We start from the raw sequence: 23,877 nt of genomic DNA, 5'->3' as shown, positions 1-23,877 counted from the left end.
ACCCGTTTGGTGTGACGGGAGTAATTGTTGTCGTCATCATCGAGTTTCACCCATAAATATAAATTAAATAATAATGGATTAACGATGAAAAATAATGGTGGTTTACATGTAAAAAAAATCCGGGTCGGATGTTTGCTCACGTTTTTAGCAAGCGCTTGCGCGAACGCCCAAGCACCTCAATCTATCGAGGAGCGTTTGGCGCACCTGGAACAGCGACTGAAAGAGACCGAGCAGCGGGCCGTCCGTGCGGAAACGGAGATTCGTGCGCTGAAACGGCAGGATACACCGGTAACGATGGCCAACGCGACGCCAACCAAGCCGGCATTACAGCTTAATGACTATGGTGAATTAAAATTCTATGGTGACGTTGAGTTTAATATGGATGGCGCTAGCCGTACCGGCAGTCTGACCTCGTTGAAAACCAGTGCTAATAAAAACTGGGCGCCGGGCGATAAAGAGCGCTGGGATATTAACGGGCGTATCCTGCTTGGCTTTGATGGATTACGTAAAGGGTCGAATGGGAAATATGCCGGTTTCAGCGTACAGCCGCTTGCGGATATGAATGGTAAAACGAATCTTGATGACGCGGCATTTTTCTTCGGCCAGCAGGATGACTGGAAGATTAAAATGGGTCGTTTTGAGGCCTTTGATATGTTTCCGCTTAATCAGGATACCTTTATTGAATATTCTGGTAATACGGCCAACGACCTGTATTCCGACGGCTACGGTTACATTTACATGATGAAAGAGGGGCGCGGGCGCAGCAGCAGCGGAGGCAACTTCCTGCTCAGTAAAACACTTGATAACTGGTATTTTGAAGTGAATACGCTGGTGGAGGACGGTAGTTCGCTGTTTGTCGATCAGAACTATCACGGCAACGCGCTGGATAGCCGTAAAAACGTGGTTTACGTGCGCCCTGTAGCCGCGTGGCAATCCGGAGAGTGGTCGGTGGCTGCAGCGCTGGAGAGCAACCTTGTTAATAATGCCTACGGCTATCAGAATCAGCAGGGCCTTTGGGTCGACCAGTCCAGGCGTACCGGCTACGGTATGACCATGAGCTGGAACACGCTGAAAACCGATGCGCAGAACGGGGCGGTGGTGAACCTGAGCACCGCATATCTTGATGCGACGGATGAAAAGAACTTCAGCGCAGGTATCAATGCGCTATGGCACCGCGTTGAGCTGGGCTATATCTACGCGCATAATAAAATCGACCGATTCAATATGGACAGTGTGAATGCTGAATGCGACGGCGATTGCGCGATCCTGGCACCAGGAAGCTACGATATCCACACTATTCATACTTCCTGGCAACTGCCGAATATTATGGATATGCCAAACTTTAATACCTACCTAGGGGCTTATGCTTCCTGGCTGGATGCTTCGACAATAAATCCAGGTGACACCGATATGCGCTATGGCATGAGGGTGCGCTTCAAATATTTATTCTAAAATTGGGGGGTTAAGGAAACACTATGAAACTGTGGACAGTTGGCGATGCGGTAATCGATTTATTACCTCAGCCAGATATGCAATATAAAGCTTGCGCTGGTGGTGCGCCGTTTAATGTTGCTGTGGGTGCAGCTCGTTTGGGATGTGATTGTGGTTTTATTGGCAGAGTCGGTGATGACCCATTTGGCCACTTTCTCCAGCAAACACTCTATTCAGAGGGAGTCGAAACGCAGCATATACAATTTGATGAGCAATATCATACCAGTACCGTGCTGGTAGCGCTGGGGAATGATGGCGATCGCAGTTTTACATTTCTGGTAAATCCTTCTGCCGACCAGTTTTTATCCTCTAAAAATCTACCCGATTTTGATGATGATATATTGCACTTTTGTTCGTTGGCTCTGGTTGCCAAGCAGAGCCGGGAGACCTTGGTCAAGGCGATAAGTTTAATAAAGCAACGCGGTGGCATCTTGAGCTTTGATGTCAATCTGCGGGAGAAAATGTGGGGGAATCCACAGGAGATGCTGGCAACGGTAACTCAATTTGCTCATCAGTCAGATATTTTAAAACTCTCAGAGGAAGAATTATACTGGATAACCGGTACGACTCATTATGAAAAAGCGTTGGAAAGAGTTAAGCGATTTCCTTCTAGCCTTAAAATTGTCACCCGTGGTATCCAAGGGGCTATTGTCTTATGGCAAGAGCTGGCCATACACGTAGACTCGTACAAGGTGAAAAGTATAGATACGACGGGGGCAGGAGATGCCTTTATCGCTGGGCTGTTGGCAAATATCTCTCTTGGAAATGGTTTGCTTGATTTTGAACAATTGAAATTAGCGCTAACGCAAGCCAGCGCCTGTGGTGCGCTGGCGACTACACAAAAAGGAGCTTTATCAGCATTACCCGATGCGGAGAGTGTCAGAAGTTTTATTGGATCTGAGCATAGACTGACATTTAAGGTTAATTCTCTAAACCCTGATGAGTGAAATGCAGCAGACCTATTGTAATATAAGATGTCTATAAGTCAGTTAAAATGGATATCGACGCAAAGCATGAAAATTAACGTGGTGGGCACCAGCGGCAGCGGTAAAAGCACCGTTGCCCGCCAATTGGCGCAAAAGCTGGCCGTACCCTATATCGAGATGGATAAGCTTTACTGGCGGCCAAACTGGCAAAATGCCTCAGATGACGAGTTCTTGCATCTGGTCGGACAGGCGCTGGTATCGGCCCGTGCAGGGTGGGTATTGGATGGCAACTATACCCGGACCAAAGCCGTGAAATGGCGGGACGTTGACTGGGTTGTCTGGGTTGATTACGGATTCTGTCGCACGCTGTGGCAGGCCGTTCGCCGTGCATCGGTGCGGGCTTGGCACAAGACTGAGCTCTGGCCCGGCACCGGCAATTGTGAGAGCTTTCGCCGCTCTTTCTTTAGCCGTGAGTCGATCATCTTGTGGACCATCAAAACCTACCGCAAGAATCGTATAAAGTATCTGGCAGACCAGCAGGACGCAGCCAATCATTCTATCCGCTTTATCCAACTGCGCTCTCCGGCGGAAACAGCGGCTTTTCTGGCTAGCCTCTGTTAGTGAGCTTTACTCGATTCAGCTTTTTATGTTCGCCATGCATGAGCCTCTGTTTCAGGCTGAATCTACTTCAGCCTGAAACACGATCTTCATCTGATTAATTTGTCAGCTAAGCTTCAGTATTCATTATTTTTCTCGCTTTTAGTCACGAAATTTTTGTTATTTCCATCCTGATTGTTGAAAAAGTGACCCTCATCGCATTTTAAAACGGGCTAAGAACTTAGTTTGTGATGGTTTTGCTAAAACCATTCAGCTAACCAGGAAGGAACAATAAATGAAAAAGCTTACTGTACTTTCGCTCGCTATCTCTTTGATTTCTGGGTATGCCAGTGCTCAAGCTATCGTATTGACCGACAGTGAGAACGGTATTGAACTTGGCAACTGGCGGATTGACAGCTCACAGCTGAATATTCCCGGCCCGCGTTTCAGCCTGCAACAGCAAGTCTTGCACGGTGGCAAGCAAGAGGGATCGAAAGTCCTTACCCTAACCAGTGATGGGTTGACCATCGCCCTTAGCCCAACGCGTGGTATGGATATTCTGCATGTCAACGGTTCGGGCGTAAGGTTGGGGTGGGATTCACCGGTGACCGAGGTGGTCAATCCGGCTTATATCAACTTGGAGAGTCGCAACGGGGTGGGTTGGCTTGACGGTTTTAACGAAATGATGGTGCGCTGCGGCTACGAATGGACCGGGCACCCGGGGGTAGAAAACGGCACGTTGTATACGTTACATGGCCGTGCAGGAAACACCCCGGCTTCCAAGGTGGTGGTAGATATTGCTGAAAAAGCGCCTTATGAAGTCCGTATCCGCGGCCTGCTGAAAGAAAATACCTTCAAGAAAAGTAATCTGGAAACCTGGACTGAGCTGCGTTACGTTCCCGGCACTCAACAGTTTACGGTTCACGATCGTTTAACCAATCGTGCTGATTATCCTCGTGACTATCAGATTATTTATCACAGTAACTTCGGTAAGCCGTTGCTGGAAGAGGGGGCCGTGTTCAGTGCGGCAATCAAAGAGATTTCGCCGTTTAATGATTATGCCAAGGGCGGTTTGAAAGATTGGCATACTTACCAGGGGCCAACCAAAGGCTTCGATGAGATGGTGTTCAACATCGTGCCTTACAGTGATTCGCAAGGAAAAACCCTGGCGATGATGAACAACAAGAAAGGGGATCGGGGTGTTGCGATTGGTTTTGATACCCATCAGTTGCCGGTTTTGACGCTGTGGAAAAACACTGACACGGAACGTCAGGGCTATGTTACCGGGATTGAGCCAGGGACCAGCTATGCGTATCCGGTAAAAATCGAACGTGAGCAGGGGCGAATCAAACAATTACAGCCTGGGAAGAGTACCGATTTCGAGCTGACTTACACGTTGCTGAAAAATGCTGAACAAGTAAAAAAGTACCAAAACAAGATAAAAACGCTGCAAGGTGACCGAGAAGTTAAACTGGTCGAGACTCCAATTGCGGTGGAATAGCGTCTGGTGAAGGGGGAGCCGGTCAAGCGACCGGCTCTTTGGCGTCAAAGCAGCAGTTCGTAGTGGACTTTCACCACCACTTTCTTGATATTTTTTGGCTCAGTGATCTGGCAGCCGGGTTTGTGGGGTTCCAATGGGAAGAAGATCACGTACATGCCCGGCGTCAGGTTCAGGGTCTGCGGGCTGCGTTTGATATCCAGCCATTGCAGATCTTTGCTTTCATCGTAAAGATCGCCGCTTTCCCAACTGTCTGGCAGGCCAAAATCGATCCGCTCTTCGCCGCCGATCAGGATCTGGATATCCAGGTACTCCTGGTGGAGTTCGGCGCGTTTGCTTTCCGCCGGTTCTGTCATCAGTTCCATCACGTTCATAAACACCCGATCGCCATCGATTTCATGCCGCCCTAACGGCAGGCCAGGCAAATCATACTGACGCACGGTATTGAGGATATTGGCTAAAGCGGGTGAGAGGCCACGTCCGAAGCGGGGGTTGTACAAACTGCCGTAGATCATCCTGATTCTCCCTAATAAAAAAAGACCTGCTGCGAGTATGTCTATTATTGTTCAGGAAAAAAGTTAACTGGCTTGCAATCATGCAACCTTTTGAGCGTGGCGCCGGGGACTTGCCGCCAGACGCCAGCGGGCTTACGAGAGGCTTTCAACCTTTGGTTTGGGTTTGATGGTTAACGTAGCCCCCATGGAGGCGGTAATGATGGCGGCCAATGCCAACCATTGCGTTTGGTTAAGATGTTCGTTGAGGAAGATCATGCCGGAAAGAGCGGCCATTGCCGGTTCCAGACTCATCAGCGTGCCAAAGGTACGGGCGGGGATCTTGGGTAAGGCGATAATTTCCAAAGAGTATGGCAACGCGGTAGACAGCACCGCGACGGCCAAAGCCACCGGTAGAATATCCACGTTTAACAGCGCACTGCCGGCTTGCCAGGCACCGATCGGGCAGAACACGATGGCGGCGATCAACGATCCCACGGCTACGGTGCCCGGCCCGTGATCTCCCCCGGCCTTCTGGCCGAAAATAATGTATATCGCCCAACAGGCACCGGCACCCAACGCACAGGCTGCTCCCACGGGATCGATACTGCCCATATCGTGGCCAAGCGGCAGCAGGAACCACAAACCGGCAATGGCCAGCGCCACCCAGATGAAATCGATCGGGCGGCGGGAAGAGAACATCGCCACCGCCAGCGGGCCGGTAAACTCCAGCGCCACCGCAATACCGAGTGGCACCGTGCGTAAAGAAAGATAAAACAGGTAGTTCATCGCTCCCAGTGACAGACCATAGATCAGCAATGGCAACCGGCTACCGGCGGCGAAACGCATGCGCCACGGACGGAAAATGATAAACAGGATCAGCGTACCGATGCTCAGGCGCAGGGTGGTGATGCCTTCGGCACCCACCAGCGGGAACAGGCTTTTGGCTAATGAAGCCCCGCTCTGGATCGAGATCATTGCAATGATCAGTAAACACACGGGCACCAGCGTGGAAGACGCTTTAGTGGTTACAGACGAAGACATCCTTTCTGGCCTTATGGAACTCCCCAGCGTCTGGGAAGGTATTGAGTACAGGTGTTGCACAGTGTAAAGGAATTGACAGCAAGGTGTTGGCGAAAAACGGGGGGCCGAGTTGAATCTGTCAAAAATATGCGCCAACTTGGTTCAAGCAACCAATAAGTGCTCTTTTTTTAAGAGTATTCTGGATCTCGGATAGGTGATTAGCGTCACAAAAAGGAGTATAATTCGGGAAAAATACAGGAAAATTAGTATGCTATAGTGTTCTTGAAATCTTCTGTTACACGATACAAAGATTTAGACACTCATTTAAAGGCAGAGTTTCACGCTAATTTTTGCTATATTTTCAATGTATGAGAAATTGAAGCACTTTAATAATAAAACGCGTTTGAGGTGGTTATGAAAAAAATTGCATGTCTTTCCGCAGTAGCAGCTTGTGTATTGGCCGTAACAGCAGGTACCGCATTTGCTGGTGAGAGCACCGTATCCGCTGGCTATGCCCAGGGCGATCTCCAAGGCGTTGCCAACAAGGCCGACGGTTTCAACCTGAAGTACCGTTACGAGTACGACAACAGCCCACTGGGTGTGGTCGGTTCTTTCACCCACCTGGAAAAGAACGGTTCTGAAGACGGCTTCTACAACAAAGCACAATACAGCTCCATCACTGCTGGCCCGGCTTATCGTTTCAACGATTGGGCGAGCATCTACGGTGTGATCGGTGTGGGCTATGGTAAGTTCACTTCCAACGCTCAAAACGGTACTGACCACAACAACACCAGCGACTACGGCTTCACCTACGGTGCTGGTCTGCAGTTCAACCCAATGCAACAGGTTGCTCTGGACGTGGGTTACGAGCAGAGCCGTATCCGCAGCGTTGACGTTGGCACCTGGAACGTGGGCGTAGGTTACCGCTTCTAAGATTTCCCCATGCCTTCGGGCATGAGCGTGTGACCTTGTTGGTCATGCCCAATGAAAATCCGCCTTTTAGGGGCGGATTTTTTTTGCCGGTAACCCACATCCGACTCTATATTTAATCTATCGATGTATTTGGCTTGCCCAATACCGTGGTCGGTTGCAATGAAAAACGCGCCGTACGGGGATCGCGCTCATATCCTTGCGGCTCGGTAAGCAGCCCATAAAGCTCTGGCCGACGGCCATGGATCCAACGCCTCCCGCTGCTCATGGGGATTAAGCTCAGATCCAGATCGGCGGTAACCATGGCGTCCTGAGCTGTCCAGGTCTCTGACAGGATGCGGCCATAAGGGTCCAGCAGCATGGCATTGCCGGTGCGCACCTCATCATCATCTCGCCCCACACCGTTGCTGAACAAAATAAACAGGCCATTATCATGGGCGCGAGAAGGCAGCCAGCGCAGTAGCCAACCGCGGCCAGTGTCGCCGCGAAAAGCCTCTTCGATCGCCGCCGGATTTTCTTTACGTTGCTGCCATAGCGTCAGCGGTATCGGCTTCATGCCGTGCGGGCTGCGTGAATTTGTCCCACCGGTCTGGTGAGGGGCGAACAGGATATCGGCACCCAGCAGCGTGGTGGCACGTGCGTTCTCCACCAGGTTGTTGTCCCAGCAGATGAGGATCCCCATACGTACGCCCCAAGGTGTGTCAAACACGGTATAACTATCGCCTTTTGCGATCAGCGCATGCTCAAAAGGATGGAGCTTGCGGTGAACATGGGTTTGGCCATCCGGCAGACAAACCGCATAAGCGTTGTACAGTTGGCCATCTTCACCCAGCTCAATCAGCCCAACGCCGATGGCCATTCGATACCGCTCTGCCAGCGGGCGGATGCGCGCCAGTGAGGGGCTGGTGGCGATAGGCTCAGCCAGCGCAGTGATTTCGCTGTCGGCCAGGTGGCGTACGTGCCAGTAACCGGTAATGCACATTTCCGGGAAGGCGAGGACCTGTACGTTGTCGGCGGCGGCCTGGGTGATAAAGTCTTCCATAACGCCGAGATTGTAGTTCTTGTCATTGGCGCGGTGTTGAAATTGTACCGACGCAGCACGAAGGGTCGTGGTCATAGCAAGCTCCTGTGGGGGGTTTTGTTCGCTAATTACAGCAGCCGCATCGATTACTGTATAATCAATTAAAATCCTCTTTTGATAACCTAATGGAATGGATAATCGTCAATTACGTGCCTTTGTCGCGCTGGCTGAACTGGGGCGCTATCACCTGGCCGCCGAGCGGCTGTGTATCACCCAGCCCGCGTTGAGCAAGCAAATTCAAGCTATCGAGTTGCAACTGGGTACCCGGCTGTTCGAGCGGGGCCGCCAGGGGGCACGGCTGACTGCCAATGGTGCCGCGCTGTTCCCCAGAGCGCTGGAGTTATTGACCCAACACGAGCAGTTTCATCTGTATGCGTTGCAGGTGGTGAAGGGGGAAACCGGGCGTCTGGCCTTAGGCTTTGGGCTTTCCAGTTTTCATCTGGCACCACAGTGGGTGGCGGCATTTCGTCAGCGCTTTCCGGCGGTGGTGGTTGGCCTGGAGGATCTTCCTTCGGAACGGCAATGCCAGTTGTTGCTAAACGGCGATCTACAGGCTGGCTTTGTACGCTTGCCCGTTGTTGCTCCCTTGCAGGCACAGCCTTTGCTGACCGATCGGCTAGTGCTGGCAGTGCCGAGAGCGATGGCGTTGCAGGAGGAGAACCTGTTGGCGGATTTCCACCGTTTTCCTCTGCTGCAGTTGGAACCTTCACGTGGCCGAGGGTTGAGCGAGCAGGTGCTGCGTTTTATTGCCGCTCAGGGGCTGCGGGCCAACGTGGTGCAGCAGGCGGAGGATATCCAAACCTTGCTGGCGCTGGTGGCGGCGGGGATAGGCGTGGCGCTGTTGCCGCAAAGCATTGCGTTTATTGCTCCGGTTGGGGTCGATATTCTGCCGTTAAGCGGCGAGCAGACGCAATGGCAGGTTGGGCTGGCGTGGAACCCGCAGCGGCCTGATGCGCTGCGGGATAATTTTATCCAGGGTATCTTGAACTCAGAGCGGTCGGTATAACACTACCGTTGGTAACTGGTGGTATTCGCTGCGGTGGCTTGCCACAAAGCCGACTTTCTTCGCCAAGCCAAGCGAAGGGCGGTTATCCGGCGAAATGATACAAACGACTCTGTCCTGTGAGAAATTCTCTTTGGCCCAGACCAGCGCGGCATTCAAGGCTTCGGTGGCATAGCCTTTACCGTGCGCAGCCGTGATCAGCGTCCAGCCCATTTCGGGGACATCGAGTGCGGGTTGAATATCACGGTGAAAATCGGCGAAGCCAATTCCGCCAATATACCTGCCGCTGTTTTTCTCCCGCACCGCCCAGTAGCCATACCCCAGCAATTTCCAGTGGCCGATGTAGCGCAACAGGCGGCCCCAGCTGTCCTCCTTGTCGCGTGGCGTGCTGCCGATATAGCGCACCACCGCAGGATCGGCCCACATGGCGGCCAAATCGTCAAAGTCTTCCAGCCGGTGGGCATCCAGGATCAGACGTTCGGTGATCAAGGTGGGGGCAACGGTGTGAGTGGTCATGGCTTCCTTCCTGAACAAGGGAAAAGGCGCTGCCGGAGCAACGCCTCAAGATACTCACCACTGTAGCCGAACTGCTTTGGCTCTAGCAATACCGGGAAGTTACACGACCAGCCACAGCAGCCAGGTAAAGGCGAAGCCACTTAAACCGAGCAGGGTGGTTAATACTGTCCAGGTTTTGAGGCCATCAGCCACTGACAGGCCAAGGTATTTGGTAACGATCCAGAAGCCGGAGTCGTTAACGTGCGATAAGCCCAAGCCGCCAAAGCAGGTGGCGAGCGTGACTAATACAAGCTGCATCGGGTTAAGCCCGATAACCGCTTCGGACAGCAACCCGCCGGTCGTCAGAATGGCGACGGTAGCCGACCCCTGTGAGGCACGCAGTGCCAGCGAGATGATAAATGCAGCCGGGATCAGTGGCAGACCAATAGTGGTCAGCACATCTGCCAGCGCCTTACCCACGCCAGACTCAACCAGCACCTTGCCGAACACGCCGCCCGCACCGGTAACCATAATGACTACTGCCGCAGTTGGTAACGCCCCTCCCATCACATCGCTGGTGTGTTGCAGACTCCAGCCACGACGGATTGCCAGCAGATAGAACGCCAATACCAGAGCGATCATTAACGCTACGCCTGGTGAGCCGATTAATGACAAGGCATCACGCACCGGCGAACCTGCTGGCAGCAGGGTGGCAGAAACGGTGCCTAGCATAATGATGGCGATAGGAATAACGATCAGCGCGGTAATCAATCCGGCACTAGGAGGATTGATCCGATCGCTGAGTTGCGCTTTGCCTTCCGGTGCAGGTTCAGGGGCTGCCAGTTGCAGTTGTTCCAACACCTCAATGGAGAGTGGGTAGGCTTTACGGTTGAGATATTTTGCCGCGAAGTAACCAATCACCCCCACCGGGATACAGATGATCAGGCCGAGAATGGTCAACCAACCGATATCGGCACTCAACAGCCCCGCCGCCGCGACCGGGCCTGGGTGTGGTGGCAGAGCTACGTGCACCGTCAGCATCACACCGGCCATCGGCAAGCCAAACTTCAACGGTGAGACTTTAGCCACTTTGGCAAAGCCATAGATGATCGGGGCCAGGATGATAAAGCCGACGTCGAAAAACACCGGAATGCCCAGGACGAACGCGGCACTGGTAAGCGCGGCAATGGTGCGCTTTGGCCCCAGCGCTTTGCTGAAACGCTGCGCCAGGGATTCTGCGCCGCCCGAATGTTCGATCATTCTTCCCAGCATCGCACCCAGGCCGATGATAATAGTCACCGAGCCGAGTACGCCGCCCATCCCGGCGGTCATCACTTTCATGACTTCGCCGGTTGGGATCCCACTGGCAAGCGCGACCAGTAGACTAACGACCAGCAGGGCGACAAACGGCTGAACCTTCGCCTTGATGACCATCAATAGCAGCAGTACGACACCCAGTACGGCAATGATCAGTAGCATAGTTGGAGACATAGCATAGCCTTTAATTCAGGTAAGAGTCCGGCACCGCGATCGCCCTGGGGCGATACGGGTGCGTTTATTTTTTATGTTATTGAAACTGGTGTTGGCGCGACGAGTTCTTGATTACAGGTAAGGTTTCACCCACCCCAGACCCGCCGTCGTTTCCCCACGGGGTTTATATTCACAACCAATCCAGCCTTGGTAACCCACCTTATCCAGTTGGGCGAATAGCCAAGGATAATTCAGTTCACCGTCATCGGGTTCATTTCGGTCTGGCACCGAGGCGATCTGGATATGGGCATAGCGCCCGGCCAGTGAGGCGATCAGATTACTGATATTGCCGTCCACCAACTGTGCGTGGAAAAAGTCGAACTGAATAAACACGTTCGGGCGATCGATGGCGGCCACCAGCTCCGCAGCCTGATGCTGGCTGGAGAACAGGTAGTTGGGCTTGATCGGTGGGCTGAGCGCTTCGATCAACACCTTGATGCCGTGAGGGGCAAAGGCGTCGGCGGCGTAACGGATATTGCTGATAAAGGTTTCCCGATAGCGGGCAATATCTTCGCCGGGCGGCACTACGCCAGCCATCACGTGAACGTTAGGGCACTTAAGGGCGATGGCATATTCCAGAGCGCGATCGATATCCGCACGGGCATCCTGCTCGCGGCCGGGCAACGCCGCCAATCCCCATTCGCCTGCACTCACATCGCCCGGCGCGGTATTGAACAACACTTGCTGGAGACCGTTTTGTTGCAGTTTCTCCGCCAGTAGATCGGCGGGGTAATCATAAGGGAACAGGAACTCTACCGCTTTAAATCCGGCCGCCGCAGCGGCATCAAAACGATCCAGAAACGAGTGCTCGGTAAACATCATCGATAAATTGGCAGCAAATTTTGGCATGGTTCAGCTCCGTAACTCGGCAATTTCATCATCGGTTAAATAGCGAATTGGGCGGTTGCCGAGGGTGAAAATCAGCTTGGCCGCATCTTCCATTTCTTCGGTATTGTTCGCGGCTTCCCGCAGGCTCTCGCCGGTGACCACAGGGCCGTGGTTCGCCAACAGGAAAGCCTTGTAGCTTGGGGCCAGCTTGCCCAGATCTTCCGCCAACCGCATATCGCCGGGGCGATAGTAAGGCACCACCGGCACCTGGCCGACGCGCATTACCACATAAGGCGTGAACGGCTTGATGGCGTTTGCCGTATCCAACCCTTGCAGGCAGGAAAGCGCGGTCAGATAGGTGCAATGCAGGTGCACTACCGCCTTGCACGTCGGGTTGTTCTGGTACAGCGCGCGGTGAAAACTGATCTCTTTCGAGGGTTTGTCGCCGGAAATCCATTCACCGCTCAGGCTGACTTTCGACAGTTTGTCTGCCTGCAACTCCCCCAGGCAAGAGCCGGTGGGAGTGGCCAGCAGGGTACCGTCTGGCAACAACAGCGAAAGGTTGCCTGCTGAACCGGTAGCGTAGCCGCGCTGGAAGAACGAAGCCCCCAGACGCACCATCTCTTCCCTTGCCAGCCGTTCAGTGTCAGCGGTCATCGTCATACTGAAAACTCCGTTTGTGCTCTGGCGAAAAAGTTTTCATCGCCGAAATTGCCCGATTTCAGGGCCAGTGATACCGGTTGTTCAATTGCGCGTACCCAAGGCACGCCTGGAGAAATGCATGGGCCGATATGGAAACCGCGGATCCCTAACGCCTGGGTGACCACGCCAGAGGTTTCACCACCGGCAACGATAAAGCGGCTGAAACCCTGTTGTTGCAGGCGTTTAACTACGTCGGCAAACAGGGCTTCTACCGCCTGGCTGGCAGCCTCGGTGCCGTATTGCTGCTGGGTCTGTTGCAGTTGCTCCGGCTCGGCGGTGGCGTACAACAATGGGGCCAGTTGTGAGGCCTGTTGTTCAACCCATGTGCTTAGCTCGGCTGCGTAGGCGCTGCGATCTCCTGCTGTGATGCAGCGCGAGACATCAATACTCTGTGCCGGAGCCTGTTGGCGGTAGCGTGCTACCTGCTTGTTGGTCATGGTGGAGCAGGAGCCGGAAAGTATCACGGCTTTCTTTCCCTGTGGCGCTCCGGCAGATTGGGCTTTCTCCTGGCCAGGTTGCGCCCATTGGCGGGCAATGCCGATCGCCAGCCCTGAACCTCCGGTGACCAACTTCATGGTTTTCAGCGCTTCGCCCTGTGTTAGCAGATGCTGTTCGTTCAGGGTATCCAATACCACATAGCGCACGCCAAGCTGTGCCAACTGTTGCAACTTTTCCTGCACCGCACCGGCTCCACGATCCATCTCTGCCGCGTTGACCAGCCCGCAACGCCCGCTGGCCTGGGCCTCCATCAGCCGCATCAGATTACTGTCGGTCATTGGCGTCACCGGATGGTTGCGCATACCGGATTCCGACAGCAACTGGTCCATCACGAACAGATAACCTTGGTATACCGTGCGGCCATTTACCGGTAGCGCAGGGGAAATCACCGTTTGCTGTTCGCCAAGCGCATCGAGCAAGGCATCGGTAACCGGTCCGATATTGCCCTGGGCTGTGCTGTCGAAGGTGGAACAGTATTTAAAGTAAAACTGGCGGCAACCCTGGCGTTGTAGCCAGGCCAAAGCCTGCAACGACTGCTCAACCGCCTGGTCGACCGGGCAGGAGCGCGATTTCAGGCTGATCACCACTGCCTGCGAGTCGACAGGGGTATCATCCTGCGGCACGCCATTGAGCTGGACCGTAGGCAAACCGCTTTCCACCAGGAAGCTGGCGATATCGGTGGCGCCGGTAAAGTCGTCTGCAATCACTCCGAGTAACATTATGAGTTCTCCTTATTCTTCGGCAGCTCGATCCCGGCGAAGATCTTGATTACTGCACTGTCATCTTCCTTACCGAAACCTGCGTTGCTGGCGGAGGTGAACATGTTGAACGCCGTGGAGGCCAATGGCAGCGGGAAGTGCAGCGCTTTGGCGGTATCGGCTACCAGCCCAAGATCCTTGACGAAGATATCTACGGCAGATTTTGGTGAGTAGTCGCCATCGACCACGTGGCGCATACGGTTCTCAAACATCCAGGAGTTGCCTGCGGCGTTGGTGACCACATCGTACATCACGTCCAGCGGGATACCGGCGCGAGCGGCCAGCGCCATCGCTTCGGCACCGGCGGCAATGTGTACGCCTGCCAACAATTGATGGATGATCTTGACCGTTGCCCCCAGGCCGATTTCGTCGCCAATGCGGTACACTTTCCCGGCGACGGCATCCAGCACCGGTTGCAATTGGGCAAAGGTGCTCTCACTGCCCGAGGCCATCACGGTCATTTGACCAGCCGCTGCCTTGGCTGCGCCGCCGGAAACTGGGGCATCCAGCATTGGCAGGTTATACGCCAACAGTTTCTGTTCGATTTCTTTGGCATCCGCCGCCGCAATGGTGGAAGACACCATCACCGGCGTATTCGGTTTCAACTGTGCCGCCAGGCCGTTATCCCCGAACAGGATCTGTTTTACCTGGTTGGCGTTAACCACCAACAGCAGCACTGCATCCAGTTCGGTTGCAAAGTTTGCTGCGCTGGTGGCGGCCTGTTTGGCACCGGCCTGCTGTAGCGCCACCAATGCCTGTGGATTGAGTTCGACGCCATAGGTGGTCAGCCCGGCATTGATGCAGGACGTAGCCGCGCCCATGCCCATTGACCCCAAACCGACGATACAAACTGCGTAGTTTCCTGGTTGTGCCATGATGCACCTCTGTTAATTTTAGTGATTATTTGTTTTGATGTGTTAAATGTAAGCGTTATTGGCGTGGATATCGGTGATCGCCTTCACAATAATTAACAATGCAACGAACAGTCTAAAAAACGGTTACTCTTGCTAACATAATGCTTTTAAATGTTTTTTATGATTATGACCGGCTTCACAGCCTGAAAAGCTTTACTACCGTCGCACGAAAATTGACGTAAAATCACAATTATTATCATCGTAGTCACAGAGGGGGAACCGTGATACCTGTTGAACGCCACCAACAAATTTTGGCGCTGGTGTCCGAGCGCGGAGCAGTCAGCATAGCTGAACTGACCGAAAGGCTGGGGGTCTCGCACATGACCATCCGGCGCGATCTGCAAAAACTGGAAGAGCAGGGCAGCGTACTCCCCGTCTCCGGCGGTGTGCAGTCGGCCGAACGAGTGGCGATTGAGCCTTCGCATCAGGATAAGGAAGGAATGTTCAGCCAGCAGAAAGCCGCCATTGGGCAACTGGCCGCGCGGCAGATCCCGGCCAACAGCTGCATCTATCTGGACGCAGGCACCACCACGTTGGCCCTGGCGCGCCAGCTCGGCGAGCGTGACGATATTACCGTGGTGACCAACGATTTTGTTATCGCCGCCTATCTGCTCGAACATAGCCAGTGCAAGCTGATCCACACCGGCGGTACGGTATGCCGGGAAAACCGTTCCTGCGTGGGGGCCGCTGCGGCTCAGGCTTTACGTAATCTGTTTATCGATCTGGCGTTTATCTCTGCTTCCTCATGGAGTATGCGTGGTTTGTCTACCCCGAACGAGGATAAGGTGGTGGTGAAAAACGCCATCGTTGAGGCCAGTCGCCGCCGCATTTTGCTGAGTGATACTTCCAAATATGGCAAGGTCGCTACCTATCTGGCGCTGCCGATTTCAGTCTTTGAGGTGATCATCACTGACGATCACCTGCCGGAAGCGGCGCGTGAGGCGATTATGCAGGCAAATATTACGTTGCTTACTGCGGTGCAGTGACTTTCAATCCCGCTAATCTGATAAACAACGGGGTAGTTATCGCTGCCCCAAGGGCCTGGCCACAGACTCCACAGCAGATAATACAGGCATTGAGTCGCAATAATTCCATCACGTCCAGGTGCCAGCCGGTGGCACAGTCAGCCTGCTACCACATAATATTTACTCATAAAACGTTAATGATTTATTTTTAAGGATTCACCTTAATGTGGTGTTGGTATACATCCTGACGATGTATGGGTAACACCAGGTTATATCGCTATGTAAAGTCAGTGTCAGGCTAAGGCAGCTACCTGGCAGTGTGACAGGTTAAAACCATTGATTTAAATGATAAAGACTATCAACGCTAGCCGAAAGCGCCTGCTTTTTCAGTCATGTAAGATCTTGGTGAGAGTTAAATCTGCGATATTTTTACATTAAAACATGCCATATATGGTGTTTTTATGAAGTTTTTCGCTATAAAAAAATTTATGACAACATAAAAATCTAACCTTGTGAAATTTAACGAATCAATATATCAATAGTCAGCGCGTTTCGATAATCTTTGTTTTGGTCATGAGAAAATTCTTATTCCAGGGAGAAGGAAAAATGCCACAGTTAATGACAATTACCCGCGGTCTATTTACTAGCGATAAAAACGTTCACAAAGGCTTTCTTTTAATTTTAATCAAATGATTTTATTAACGATTAATGCCTGGGTTGTCTGTTTTTATAGTGAAAGTCGTGAATATAATGAAATATAAATTTAATGACCGTATTATCTTCGATGTCGATAGCGGAACGCTGAGTTTGAGCGATCTGTTTGACGATACTGTCACCATCTCCAACCCATCCAAACGCCTGTTACAGTTACTGATTGTCCACCAGGGCGATGCCGTGAGCCGTGAAGTGATCTTCAAAAAGGTGTGGGATGATTATGGGATGATTTCCAGTAACAATAATCTTAACCAGTGTGTGAGCAAGTTACGTAGAGTGATCAAGGCGCTGGGAATTGATGAGGAGGTGATCGTCACGGTTCCCAAAGTGGGTTTTATGCTGCACAGCGAAATCCAGATTGTGTCTTGTGAGGATGAAAAGGATACGCCGATCCTTGCTGCCGAACCGCCGGTATCAGCCGCTAAAACCATACCCGTGGTGGTAGGCAAGGTGTTCTCCTGTGCTTCCTTGCGCTATGGCTGGGGAATAGTGGGCTTTGTGTGCGTGGTATTGGCCAGCATTGCGTTCTATATTTTCAATCCAAGCATCCGGCAAGAGAGCTATTTGGGCAAATCGGGTAACTGCGCGGTATTCATGTCGAACTCCACGGTTCAGGCAGATCCGGCATTCAGCGATGATGTGTTGACGCAGGTAGTAAGGCAAAAAATCCAATGCCAGCCGGATGAATACCTGTTGCTGATGCGTGGCAATCAGGTGAAGTCGTATATTTCTGGCATATCACGGCTATTTTTTCTCCGCTGCAAGATTTTGCGAGAGCATAAGATTGAACTTTGCTCTGGCCTGGAAAGCGAATCCTCCCTTTAATTGAATGATGCTGATTGGCTGTCTGGATAAACACCCGACAGCCAGAGCATCTTTACCTTAGATTAAACCACTTCATTAACGTTATCCCCCTTATTCCGTCGGCTCACTACCCCGAAATAGTAATGCCCCTCACCCTAGCCCTCTCCCAAAAGGAGAGGGAACCGAACGTGCCAAACTTTTATTACGGCACTCCGCCTCTGCATCAACCCTATTGCAGTTCACTTCTGCACCTGAACACGGCACCGTACCAGCTCCCTCGTCGAAAATGAGAGAGGACCGAACATGCCACAATTTTATTACGGCACTCCGCCTCTACATCAACCCTATTGCAGCTCAATTCTTCACCTGAACACGGCAATGTACCAACTCCCTCGTCCACAAGGAGAGAGGACCGAACGTGCCACAATTTTATTAGGGCACTCCGCCTCTGCATCAACCCGGTCACAGTTCACTTCTGCACCTGAGCACGGCAATGTACCAACTTCCTCGTCCAAAAGGAGAGACGACCGAACATGCCGCAATTTATTACGGCACTCCGCCTCTGCATCAACCCTATTGCAGCTCACTTCTGCACCTGAACACGGCACCGTACCAGCTCCCTCGCCCTTTGGGAGAGGGTTGGGGTGAGGGGAAATGGGTGCCTTAACTGACACACATTAAATGTACAGGCTAACTTTTCACCAGAAAGGGCACCGAATAACGGTAGTTATAATAAGGTTAATGTTTGATCGAATTAATCTAGGATAATTCTGCTACCCACTTTGCATGGGTGGAGTTTTTATCCTTAATTCAGCATTAAAAAGATTAAACGCAGGATTTAAATCTAAACATTTCACATTTACTAGTTAATGATTATCTTAAGATTTATTTGGGTTAAGATTTTTCTCGCCAAGTGGGACGAGAGGCATACTCACGTTGCCTATCAACACTTGGCGTTATCCCGCTAGCAACTGGCAATACCAGAGTGAGTGGAGATGACAAAGCAAGGCAAATTTAACGGACAATAGAAATCTATAACTTAGGGAGTTTTACCATGAAAAAGATCACACTTGCTCTGGCAATCGTTTCAGCATTCGCAGTAGTGGGCACCGCTCAGGCAGCAGAAGTTACCGCACAAGCCTTGGCTACCTGGTCAGCCACTGCCAAGAAAGATACCACCAGCAAGTTGGTTGTTACGCCAATCGGCAGCCTGTCTTTCCAGTATGCTGAAGGCATCAAAGGCTTCAACAGCCAGAAAGGTCTGTTCGACGTGACTATCGAGGGCGAAGGAACCGCCACCGATTTTAAACTGACCTCCAAGCTGGTATCCAACACTCTGACTCAGCTCGACACCTCTGGTTCTACCCTGGAAGTGGGCGTTAACTATAACGGTGCTGCCGTAGAGAAAACCGCTCAAACCCCTATGATCGATGTTAAAGCCGGTATTTTGGGTGGCAACCTGAGCGCACTGTCTGGCGCTTACGATAAAGCTGTTCGTACCAGTGCACAAGATCAGTTCACTTTCAGCATCATCGGCGCAACGGCTGATGGCACAACTGCTGTGACTGATTTCAGCACCCTGCCTGAAGGTATCTGGAGTGGCGACGTGAGCGTAGAGTTCAACGCTACCTGGACTACAGCATAATCGTTTCCCCAGAGTAATGCGTCTTAACAGGGGGGAAACCCCCTGTTTTTGTCAGCTAAAGAGTTTGGAATACCGCTATGAATCGTTTCTATTTTTCTATTCCCCTGTTGCTTTCCCTGTGCCATAGCGCCTTGGCGCTGGATGTTGGCTCGGTCAGTTCCTTTATGCCCAGTAATAGCGCGACGCTAAGTAAAGAAATTAAAAATACGACGGATAGCGGCCGCCTGGTGAATATAAAAATAGAAAGGATTTCCGACCCGACGGAATCCGGCGTGGTGATCCCGATGGCGACGAAAGACGAAATGCTGTTGTCACCGGCCAGCCTGATGATGCCAGCCAACGCCAGGGACGTGATCCGTTTTTATTATAAGGGCCCAGAAGATAACCAAGAACGCTATTACCGGATTGTCTGGTTCGATCAGGCATTAACGGATGCGGGGCAGAATACCGCCAAACGCAATGGCGTGGCCACCACCTCGGCGCGTATTGGCACCATTTTAGTGGTTACGCCCCGGCAGGCTAATTTTAATCATCAGTTTGCCAATAACAAAGTCGTCAATACCGGCAATGCTACCTTCAAAATGGTGGCCTATGGTCCCTGCAAGAATAAGAAAGAAGGCAGCAACTGCAAGGAAAACTATTTTGTCATGCCAGGTAAAGATCGTGGCCTGTCCAAAGTGGATATCAATGACAAAAAAAGCCACGTTGCGCTTTGGTATGGAGAGCAATTTATTCAAGTCAAATAACACCAAGTTGGGCTGCCACGGGATGTTGCAGTAAAGGGATGCATAATAGTTCAAGGAGTTAGACGTGAAACTAGCACTGGATAGTGCATTACTCAAAATATCAGTAGCGGTGGGGATGAGCGTTATCCCTGCCGTGATGATCCCTGGGCAGTCGGCTCTTGCCGCCGGGCTAACCCAAATTGATGGCGTGTTGATCCCCCAGACTTTCAGCATGGCATTGCGTGAGGGGATGAGCATCCCGCTATTGCTGCATTTTGAACAAAACAACACCCAGAAAGACGATCAACGCATTGGGCGCGCACTGCTGGTGCTTGATGATAATCATCTGAAAATTAGCGAAATTACCCTGGAAGATAACGAGGGGGGCGCACAGCTGACCGCCGCGATCGCCAAGCAGCTCAATGCGCTCAATGACGCCAACTTTGACGATAAGCAACGCATTACGCTGTCGGATGATGCCTGGCTGGCATTGGATTTCCGCCAGTTGAACTTGCAATTGGTGGTCAAGCAATCGGCCCTGGGTACGGTATTGCGTGAGCGCGCCAGCGATATTGGTGCGTCGAGTGTTGATGAGATAAGCAGCACGCTGGCCTATAACCTGGGCGTTTACGACAACCGCACCAAAGCCAGCGAAGGTTTTACCTCCAGCTATTTATCGCTGAATAACGTCACCTCTCTGCGTGAACATCATGTGGAAGTGAACGGTTCTGTCTATGGGATTGGCAGCAGCAACCAGGATTCGACGCTGTATAAGGTGATGTATGAGCGTGACTTCGCTGGCCGACGCTTTGCCGCAGGCATGCTCGACAGTTGGAACCTGCAATCGCTGGGCCCAGTGACCACCATCAATTCGAGCAAAATCTACGGCATGTCCTATGGTAGCCGGGCCAATTCGACGGTGTTTGATAATACCCAGTCGTTAACGCCGATTGTTGCCTTCTTTCCTTCGGCGGGTGAGGTTCACCTGTCGCGTGATGGCCGCCTGCTCAGCGTACAGAATTTCGCCATGGGTAACCATGAAGTGGATACCGGCACGCTGCCTTTTGGTATTTACGATGTGCAGGTTGAGGTGATCGTCAATGGTCAGGTGATCAACCGCCGTATGCAACGGGTTAACAAACTCTATAGTCCGTTGCACGCCGCGGGTGCGCCAATGTTCTGGCAGTATTGGGGCGGCATGGTGCGAATGGATGAGTGGCGTGGCGACAACGATCGCTTCGCTGAGGCTAAAGATAGCTACCTGTTGGGGGCTTCAGCCTCTGGCTACCTGTCTCGTTTTAACTGGGCGCTTTCCGGTTATTCTCTGGACAGCACCTCGGTGGCGGAAGGCCGTTTAAGCATACCGATCATCGATGCGGTGCAGGTTAGCACCCAGAGCATGGTAGCCACAGACCGATCCTGGACGCTGATCAACACCGTGAGCGCCACGCTGCCCGGCGGTTTCAGTACGCTGTGGGCCAACGAAGAAAAAACGGTGATCGGCAACAAACTGCGCCAAAACGATGCCCATAACCGGGCGATCGGCGGCTCGTTGAACCTGGGGGCGATTGTGCCTCACCTCGGCACGCTCAGCGTCAGTTATAACGACGACAAGAAAAATAGCAGCCATTACTACAACGTGGATTACTACCAGAATCTGTTCACCGGCCGTTACGGCACGCTGGGCATACGTGCCGGGGTACAGCGATACAATAATGGTCATTCCGGCGGCAATACCGGTAAGTACATTGCGCTCGATTTCTCCTTGCCGCTGGGCAACTGGTTCAGCGCCGGGGTTTCTAACCAGAACGGCTACACCACGGCCAATATTGCGGCGCGTAAAGAGATTGCCGATGGGCCGATCCGTACCGTGGGGGCCAATATGTCGCGCGCCATCTCCGGGGACACCAACGGTGATAACAGCGTTAACGGCGGTGCCTACGCCCGTTTTGACACCAAGTATTCTACCGGCACCGTCAACGTTAGCAGCTCCGCAGACGGTTATGTGAATACCAGCCTGACCGCTAACGGTAGCGTCGGTTGGCAGGGGCGTCATATCGCGGCAAGTGGGCGTAATGAAGGTAACTCAGGGATCATTATCAATACCGGCCTGGAAAATGAAGGCATGCTGACCGCGCGCGTGGATGGCCGCGTCGTCAAGCTGACCGGAGACAAGAACTATCTGCCACTGTCCCCTTATGGTCAGTATGTGGTGGAGTTGATGAACAACAAAAACTCGGCGGAAAGTTTCGACATCGTCACCAACCGTAAGAACAGCCTGACGCTGTACCCGGGCAACGTGGCGGTCATCGAACCGCAAATCAAGCAGATGGTGACGGTATTTGGCCGCATCAAGGCCGAGGACGGTACGCTGCTGGCCAACGCCAATATCAACAACCATATCGGGCGTACCCGTACGGATGAAAAAGGGGAGTTCGTGATGGATGTGGACAAGAAATTCCCGGTAATCGATTTTACCTACCGTCACAATCAAAGCTGTGAGGTGGCACTGGATCTGAGCAAGGCACAGGGTGCGGTCTGGGTCGGCGACGTGGTTTGCCGCGGCTTGAAGTCCTACGCCAAAGTGGGCCAACCAGGAGATATGAGCAATGAAGGCTAATAGCATACGTTTGGCGTTGTTGATCGGCGGCCTGCTGAGCATCGCCCCGGCGCAGGCGGTGAACCCGACCAATCTGGGAGATGCCGCCACGATGAAGTTTGTCTTTGTTGAGAACAATGCGGACGATAACTTCTTTGTGACCCCGGCAGGGGGGCTAGATCCGCGTATGACCGGTGCCAATAAATGGACCGGCCTGAAATATGGCGGATCCGGCACCATTTATCAACAGAGCCTGGGCTACGTTGATAATGGTTATAACTATGGGCTGACGGCGAACAACCGCTTTGATATGTGGCTGGAAAATGCGCCTATTAAAAATCCGTTCCTCGGCCTGCGTTGTATCAACTGGTATGCCGGTTGCAATATGGACACCAGCCTGATCTTGCCTGAAACCACCGATGAGAAAGGGTTTTACGGTGCTGTCGTCACCTCTGGTGGGGCAAAATGGATGCACGGCATGATGTCACCGAGTTTTTATCAGTACCTGAAACAGATGGGATCGGGCACTTCGTTCAGTATGCAGATCAACGGTTGTCAGACCAACGTTGTCTACAATGCCAGCAACGGCGAACGTTGTCAGGATCAGGCACGTGGCACCTGGTATCGACGTACCGTCACCCATGCCAAGGCGGCACACCTGCGTTTTATCAATACCAATGCGGTATCGGAAGTGTTCGTCAACAGTGATGGGATACCGATCATCGGTGAAGGTAATGCGGACTGCCGCAACCAAACCGTCGGTGCCCGCAGCGGTATCATGTGCAAGATGGTCAGCTACGATCTGCAAACGGATGGCAGCGTCAGTAACACCTCGATCCATATTTTTCCGTCGATCAACCATGCCGCACTGTCATCGGCGGTTAATGCGGCCGATCTGCAATTCAGTTTGAATGGCAACAGTTGGAAAAATACCTCGGGTACCGGCAGCTACTATACGTTTAACGAGTTGAAGAGCAGCAATGCCGTTTACGTGTTTTTTGCCAGTAATTTCTTCAAACAGATGGTCAGGCTGGGGATCACCGACGGCGGTACGCACGATCTGATTAACTTCCGTTTCCAGAACACCACTTCGCCGGAATCGGGCTGGTATGAGTTCTCGACCTCTAACCAACTGATCATCAAGCCTCGTGATTTCAGTATCAGCATTATTTCCGAGGATTTCGATAACAGCCCGCACCGGGAAGGCTATGTTGGCCCCTCAGAGCCACCGTTGGAGTTTGGCTATATTGTGACCACCAGCGCCAAGACCAATGCCGATCAGGTCAGGGTGATGGCGACCGGTCCAACTCAGTCACTGGGAGGGATCAACTACTGCATTTTCTCCTCGCCAGATAATACCGCGCAGGTACCCTTCCCGGCTCAGCTCAGTATCACCACCAGCACGGGGACTGAGCAGGTGTTTGATGCAGGTTGTGACAGCCAGTGGCACGATATGACCAACGCTCTGTGGAGCAGTACCCCATGGAACGATATTTCCGGTGACGTGGGGGTGATGAACAAGACCAAGGTCAAGTTCAGGATCCCGATGAACGCGCCGATCTCGCTGAAAACGGTGGACGGTAACGCCTGGTATGGCGATGTGCATGCCGCCGGTGAAATTCACGTTGAGGCAACCTGGCGCAATATCAATTAAAGGGGG

General features: G+C 52.5%; 21 protein-coding genes. 12 read left to right on the top strand and 9 right to left on the bottom strand.

Annotation, left to right across the window (positions count from 1 at the left end; all coding sequences use genetic code 11):
* The first annotated feature begins 84 nt into the window (after positions 1-84).
* The 4 genes from N6G83_RS22800 to N6G83_RS22785 all read left to right on the top strand — a co-directional run bounded on the left by N6G83_RS22800 (position 85) and on the right by N6G83_RS22785 (position 4,515).
* Complete coding sequence (locus N6G83_RS22800) at positions 85-1,452, top strand: carbohydrate porin (RefSeq protein WP_211135836.1); 1,368 nt, start codon at positions 85-87, stop codon at positions 1,450-1,452.
* 23 nt (positions 1,453-1,475) lie between these two features.
* On the top strand, positions 1,476-2,438 hold the full coding sequence (locus tag N6G83_RS22795) for an aminoimidazole riboside kinase (RefSeq protein ID WP_211135837.1): 963 nt from the start codon (positions 1,476-1,478) through the stop codon (positions 2,436-2,438).
* A 66-nt stretch (positions 2,439-2,504) separates the two neighbouring features.
* Positions 2,505-3,038, top strand: a complete 534-nt coding sequence (locus tag N6G83_RS22790) for a shikimate kinase (RefSeq protein WP_211135838.1) — start codon at positions 2,505-2,507, stop codon at positions 3,036-3,038.
* A gap of 271 nt (positions 3,039-3,309) precedes the next feature.
* Positions 3,310-4,515 (top strand): aldose 1-epimerase family protein, encoded by a 1,206-nt coding sequence (locus tag N6G83_RS22785; RefSeq protein WP_260524028.1) that lies wholly within the window; start codon positions 3,310-3,312, stop codon positions 4,513-4,515.
* A 44-nt stretch (positions 4,516-4,559) separates the two neighbouring features.
* Here the strand turns inward: N6G83_RS22785 and nanQ are convergent, their stop codons facing one another.
* On the bottom strand, positions 4,560-5,027 hold the full coding sequence (nanQ, locus tag N6G83_RS22780; RefSeq protein ID WP_024527517.1) for an N-acetylneuraminate anomerase: 468 nt from the start codon (positions 5,025-5,027) through the stop codon (positions 4,560-4,562).
* Positions 5,028-5,159: 132 nt separating this feature from the next.
* Complete coding sequence (rhtA, locus tag N6G83_RS22775) at positions 5,160-6,047, bottom strand: threonine/homoserine exporter RhtA (RefSeq protein WP_024527518.1); 888 nt, start codon at positions 6,045-6,047, stop codon at positions 5,160-5,162.
* 393 nt (positions 6,048-6,440) lie between these two features.
* On the opposite strand from rhtA, the gene ompX reads away from it, so the two are divergent.
* On the top strand, positions 6,441-6,959 hold the full coding sequence (gene ompX, locus N6G83_RS22770; RefSeq protein ID WP_211136452.1) for an outer membrane protein OmpX: 519 nt from the start codon (positions 6,441-6,443) through the stop codon (positions 6,957-6,959).
* Positions 6,960-7,071: 112 nt separating this feature from the next.
* Here ompX and N6G83_RS22765 read toward each other — a convergent pair whose 3' ends face one another.
* Entirely contained in the window at positions 7,072-8,073 is a 1,002-nt protein-coding gene (locus tag N6G83_RS22765) for a nitrilase family protein (protein WP_024527520.1), read from the bottom strand.
* Between the two features lie 94 nt (positions 8,074-8,167).
* Here N6G83_RS22765 and N6G83_RS22760 point away from each other — a divergent pair, with 94 nt between their 5' ends.
* The gene (locus N6G83_RS22760) at positions 8,168-9,043 is read left to right on the top strand and encodes a LysR family transcriptional regulator (RefSeq protein ID WP_024527521.1); all 876 of its coding nucleotides are present in this window, start codon (positions 8,168-8,170) and stop codon (positions 9,041-9,043) included.
* Here N6G83_RS22760 and N6G83_RS22755 read toward each other — a convergent pair.
* The 6 genes from N6G83_RS22755 to ltnD all read right to left on the bottom strand — a co-directional run bounded on the left by N6G83_RS22755 (position 9,026) and on the right by ltnD (position 14,726).
* Positions 9,026-9,556: a GNAT family N-acetyltransferase gene (locus N6G83_RS22755; RefSeq protein WP_024527522.1), complete on the bottom strand. Its 531-nt coding sequence runs from the start codon at positions 9,554-9,556 to the stop codon at positions 9,026-9,028. The genes N6G83_RS22760 and N6G83_RS22755 overlap by 18 nt on opposite strands.
* A gap of 99 nt (positions 9,557-9,655) precedes the next feature.
* Positions 9,656-11,026, bottom strand: a complete 1,371-nt coding sequence (locus tag N6G83_RS22750) for a GntP family transporter (RefSeq protein ID WP_024527523.1) — start codon at positions 11,024-11,026, stop codon at positions 9,656-9,658.
* Positions 11,027-11,137: 111 nt separating this feature from the next.
* The gene (locus tag N6G83_RS22745) at positions 11,138-11,914 is read right to left on the bottom strand and encodes an HPr family phosphocarrier protein (RefSeq protein WP_211136453.1); all 777 of its coding nucleotides are present in this window, start codon (positions 11,912-11,914) and stop codon (positions 11,138-11,140) included.
* 3 nt (positions 11,915-11,917) lie between these two features.
* Positions 11,918-12,550 (bottom strand): 3-oxo-tetronate 4-phosphate decarboxylase, encoded by a 633-nt coding sequence (gene otnC, locus N6G83_RS22740; protein WP_024527525.1) that lies wholly within the window; start codon positions 12,548-12,550, stop codon positions 11,918-11,920.
* A 2-nt stretch (positions 12,551-12,552) separates the two neighbouring features.
* Positions 12,553-13,812: a 3-oxo-tetronate kinase gene (gene otnK, locus N6G83_RS22735; RefSeq protein ID WP_282440832.1), complete on the bottom strand. Its 1,260-nt coding sequence runs from the start codon at positions 13,810-13,812 to the stop codon at positions 12,553-12,555.
* Positions 13,812-14,726, bottom strand: a complete 915-nt coding sequence (gene ltnD, locus N6G83_RS22730) for an L-threonate dehydrogenase (protein WP_260524027.1) — start codon at positions 14,724-14,726, stop codon at positions 13,812-13,814. The genes otnK and ltnD overlap by 1 nt, the downstream gene beginning before the upstream one ends.
* Before the next feature lie 260 nt (positions 14,727-14,986).
* Here ltnD and ygbI point away from each other — a divergent pair, with 260 nt between their 5' ends.
* The 6 genes from ygbI to N6G83_RS22700 all read left to right on the top strand — a co-directional run bounded on the left by ygbI (position 14,987) and on the right by N6G83_RS22700 (position 23,871).
* Positions 14,987-15,751, top strand: coding sequence for a DNA-binding transcriptional repressor YgbI (gene ygbI / locus N6G83_RS22725; protein WP_024527528.1), 765 nt, complete (start codon positions 14,987-14,989; stop codon positions 15,749-15,751).
* A 729-nt stretch (positions 15,752-16,480) separates the two neighbouring features.
* Positions 16,481-17,269: a transcriptional regulator gene (locus N6G83_RS22720; protein ID WP_024527529.1), complete on the top strand. Its 789-nt coding sequence runs from the start codon at positions 16,481-16,483 to the stop codon at positions 17,267-17,269.
* A 1,033-nt stretch (positions 17,270-18,302) separates the two neighbouring features.
* A complete protein-coding gene (locus tag N6G83_RS22715) occupies positions 18,303-18,893 on the top strand; it encodes a common pilus major fimbrillin subunit EcpA (protein WP_024527530.1) in 591 nt (196 codons plus the stop codon).
* 77 nt (positions 18,894-18,970) lie between these two features.
* Positions 18,971-19,639: a hypothetical protein gene (locus N6G83_RS22710; RefSeq protein ID WP_074031712.1), complete on the top strand. Its 669-nt coding sequence runs from the start codon at positions 18,971-18,973 to the stop codon at positions 19,637-19,639.
* Positions 19,640-19,754: 115 nt separating this feature from the next.
* Positions 19,755-22,238, top strand: coding sequence for a fimbrial biogenesis outer membrane usher protein (locus tag N6G83_RS22705; RefSeq protein ID WP_211134770.1), 2,484 nt, complete (start codon positions 19,755-19,757; stop codon positions 22,236-22,238).
* Positions 22,228-23,871 carry a hypothetical protein gene (locus tag N6G83_RS22700; protein ID WP_211134769.1) on the top strand — a complete coding sequence of 548 codons (1,644 nt, stop codon included), beginning with the start codon at positions 22,228-22,230 and terminating at the stop codon, positions 23,869-23,871. The genes N6G83_RS22705 and N6G83_RS22700 overlap by 11 nt, the downstream gene beginning before the upstream one ends.
* The last annotated feature ends 6 nt before the right edge of the window (positions 23,872-23,877 follow it).

The organism is Serratia sp. PL7 (assembly GCF_945957435.1).
Note: the sequence above shows the minus strand (reverse complement) of the source record. Positions and strands in the feature narration are given on the sequence as shown.

Bases quoted from the DNA above. Each gene is read 5' to 3' on its own strand.
- N6G83_RS22800 (WP_211135836.1), top strand. From the start codon at position 85: ATGAAAAATAATGGTGGTTTACATGTAAAAAAAATCCGGGTCGGATGT.
- N6G83_RS22795 (WP_211135837.1), top strand. From the start codon at position 1,476: ATGAAACTGTGGACAGTTGGCGATGCGGTAATCGATTTATTACCTCAG.
- N6G83_RS22790 (WP_211135838.1), top strand. From the start codon at position 2,505: ATGAAAATTAACGTGGTGGGCACCAGCGGCAGCGGTAAAAGCACCGTT.
- N6G83_RS22785 (WP_260524028.1), top strand. From the start codon at position 3,310: ATGAAAAAGCTTACTGTACTTTCGCTCGCTATCTCTTTGATTTCTGGG.
- nanQ (WP_024527517.1), bottom strand. From the start codon at position 5,027: ATGATCTACGGCAGTTTGTACAACCCCCGCTTCGGACGTGGCCTCTCA.
- rhtA (WP_024527518.1), bottom strand. From the start codon at position 6,047: ATGTCTTCGTCTGTAACCACTAAAGCGTCTTCCACGCTGGTGCCCGTG.
- ompX (WP_211136452.1), top strand. From the start codon at position 6,441: ATGAAAAAAATTGCATGTCTTTCCGCAGTAGCAGCTTGTGTATTGGCC.
- N6G83_RS22765 (WP_024527520.1), bottom strand. From the start codon at position 8,073: ATGACCACGACCCTTCGTGCTGCGTCGGTACAATTTCAACACCGCGCC.
- N6G83_RS22760 (WP_024527521.1), top strand. From the start codon at position 8,168: ATGGATAATCGTCAATTACGTGCCTTTGTCGCGCTGGCTGAACTGGGG.
- N6G83_RS22755 (WP_024527522.1), bottom strand. From the start codon at position 9,556: ATGACCACTCACACCGTTGCCCCCACCTTGATCACCGAACGTCTGATC.
- N6G83_RS22750 (WP_024527523.1), bottom strand. From the start codon at position 11,026: ATGTCTCCAACTATGCTACTGATCATTGCCGTACTGGGTGTCGTACTG.
- N6G83_RS22745 (WP_211136453.1), bottom strand. From the start codon at position 11,914: ATGCCAAAATTTGCTGCCAATTTATCGATGATGTTTACCGAGCACTCG.
- otnC (WP_024527525.1), bottom strand. From the start codon at position 12,550: ATGACCGCTGACACTGAACGGCTGGCAAGGGAAGAGATGGTGCGTCTG.
- otnK (WP_282440832.1), bottom strand. From the start codon at position 13,812: ATGTTACTCGGAGTGATTGCAGACGACTTTACCGGCGCCACCGATATC.
- ltnD (WP_260524027.1), bottom strand. From the start codon at position 14,726: ATGGCACAACCAGGAAACTACGCAGTTTGTATCGTCGGTTTGGGGTCA.
- N6G83_RS22720 (WP_024527529.1), top strand. From the start codon at position 16,481: ATGAAATATAAATTTAATGACCGTATTATCTTCGATGTCGATAGCGGA.
- N6G83_RS22715 (WP_024527530.1), top strand. From the start codon at position 18,303: ATGAAAAAGATCACACTTGCTCTGGCAATCGTTTCAGCATTCGCAGTA.
- N6G83_RS22710 (WP_074031712.1), top strand. From the start codon at position 18,971: ATGAATCGTTTCTATTTTTCTATTCCCCTGTTGCTTTCCCTGTGCCAT.
- N6G83_RS22705 (WP_211134770.1), top strand. From the start codon at position 19,755: ATGAGCGTTATCCCTGCCGTGATGATCCCTGGGCAGTCGGCTCTTGCC.
- N6G83_RS22700 (WP_211134769.1), top strand. From the start codon at position 22,228: ATGAAGGCTAATAGCATACGTTTGGCGTTGTTGATCGGCGGCCTGCTG.